Raw genomic sequence first — 1,812 nt, 5'->3', positions numbered from 1 at the left:
GTGAGGGGGATGGGGCGGTGATGCCCGCGTCGGGGTGGATTCGTGCTCATGCCAGGGCCGCCCGGACCTCGGCGACCGTGAGCCACCGCTGCGGGGCCAGGATCTTCGTCGTCTGCGGGGCGAAGGACGGGGACGCCACGACCACCTCCGCCGTCGGGCCGTCGGCGATCACCTCTCCGTCGGCCAACAGCACGACCCGGTGGGCGAGTTCGGCGGCCAGCTCCACGTCATGGGTGGCCAGGACGATCGCGTGCCCCTCGGCGGCGAGCGCCCGCAACACCGTCACCAGGCGGGACTTGGCCGCGTAGTCGAGACCCCGGGTCGGTTCGTCCAGCAGAAGGAGCGGCGGGCGGGCCGTCAGCACGATCGCGAGGGCGAGCGCGAGGCGTTGCCCTTCGGACAGGTCACGGGGGTGGACGTCGTCCGTCACCCCGGGGAGGAGACCGGAGACCAGCGCACGGCACGTACCCGCCTCGGCGCCCGCGTCCGCGTCGGCGGCCGTGCACTCCTCGGCGACCGTGTCGGCGTAGAGCAGGTCACGTGGCTCCTGCGGGACGAGGCCTACGCGGCGGACGAGGTCGCGGGGTGCCGTGCGGTGCGGGACGAGACCGCCGACCCGGACCGTCCCGGAGGTCGGAGTGACCAGCCCGACAAGGGAGTTGAGGAGCGTGGACTTGCCGGCGCCGTTGCGGCCCATGAGGGCGATGGTCTCGCCGGGGGTGATGGCGAGGTCGAGGTGACGGAGGGCGTCGATCCGGGCGCGGCGGACGGTGAGGGCCTGGACTTCCGCTGTGGGGGCGGGAGTTGGGGCGATGGTCTCGCGTGCTTCTTTCCGGGCGCGCCAACGGCGGCTGCTCGGCCGGGAGTTGAGGAGCGACCCGGTGACGGGGGCGGGAGCGGGGGTGCCGCGCGCCGGTTCGCGGTCCGAGAGGCGCTCCCGCAGCTCGCCCGCCCGGCGCCGCGCGTCCCGCACGGTGAGCGGCAGCGGGGTCCACCCGGCGAGCCGGCCGAGGTCCACTACGGGTGGGAACACGGGGGATACGGCCATGATCTCCGCCGGGGTGCCGAGGACCGGTGCCGCGCCCGGGGCCGGGAGGAGGGCGACCTGGTCGGCGTACTGGATGACGCGCTCCAGGCGGTGTTCGGCGAGGAAGACGGTCGTGCCGAGGTCGTGGACGAGGCGTTGGAGGACCGCGAGGACCTCTTCCGCCGCCGCCGGATCGAGGGCCGAGGTGGGTTCGTCGAGGACCAGGACCCTGGGGTGCGGGGTGAGGACCGAGCCGATCGCGACGCGCTGTCGCTGGCCGCCGGAGAGGGTGGCGATCGGCCGGTCGCGCAGCTCGGCGAGGCCCAGCAGGTCCAGGGTCTCCTCCACCCGGCGGCGCATCACCTCGGGGGCGAGGCCCAACGACTCCATGCCGTAGGCGAGTTCGTCCTCGACCGTGTCCGTCACGAAGTGCGACAGCGGGTCCTGGCCCACTGTGCCCACGACATCGGCGAGTTCGCGCGGCGCGTGGGTACGGGTGTCGCGGCCCGCCACCGTGACCCGGCCGCGCAGGGTACCGCCGGTGAAGTGCGGGACCAGCCCGCTCACCGCGCCGAGCACCGTCGACTTGCCGACGCCCGACGGGCCGACGAGCAGCACGAGTTCGCCTTCCGGCACCGCGAAGTCGACGTGCTGGACGGCGGGTCGGGGCGCGCCGTCGTAGGTCACGGAGACGTCCTCGAAGCGGATCACGACGGTTCCTTGCCGGTGGGGACGAGTGCGGGGGCCAGGCCGAGCAGGATGGCCGCGGCCGGCCAGAGGGGGAG

1 protein-coding gene is annotated in these 1,812 nt (G+C 74.3%); it reads right to left on the bottom strand.

Annotation, left to right across the window (positions count from 1 at the left end):
• Nucleotides 1-46 precede the first annotated feature (46 nt).
• The gene (locus tag AC31A1_RS50865; RefSeq protein ID WP_489659825.1) at nucleotides 47-1,738 is read right to left on the bottom strand and encodes an ABC transporter ATP-binding protein; all 1,692 of its coding nucleotides are present in this window, start codon (nucleotides 1,736-1,738) and stop codon (nucleotides 47-49) included.
• Nucleotides 1,739-1,812 lie beyond the last annotated feature (74 nt).

This window comes from Streptomyces sp. P5F9, from assembly GCF_057961495.1.
The sequence above is the reverse complement of the archived record's forward strand: the minus strand, read 5'-3'. Positions and strand labels throughout refer to the sequence as shown.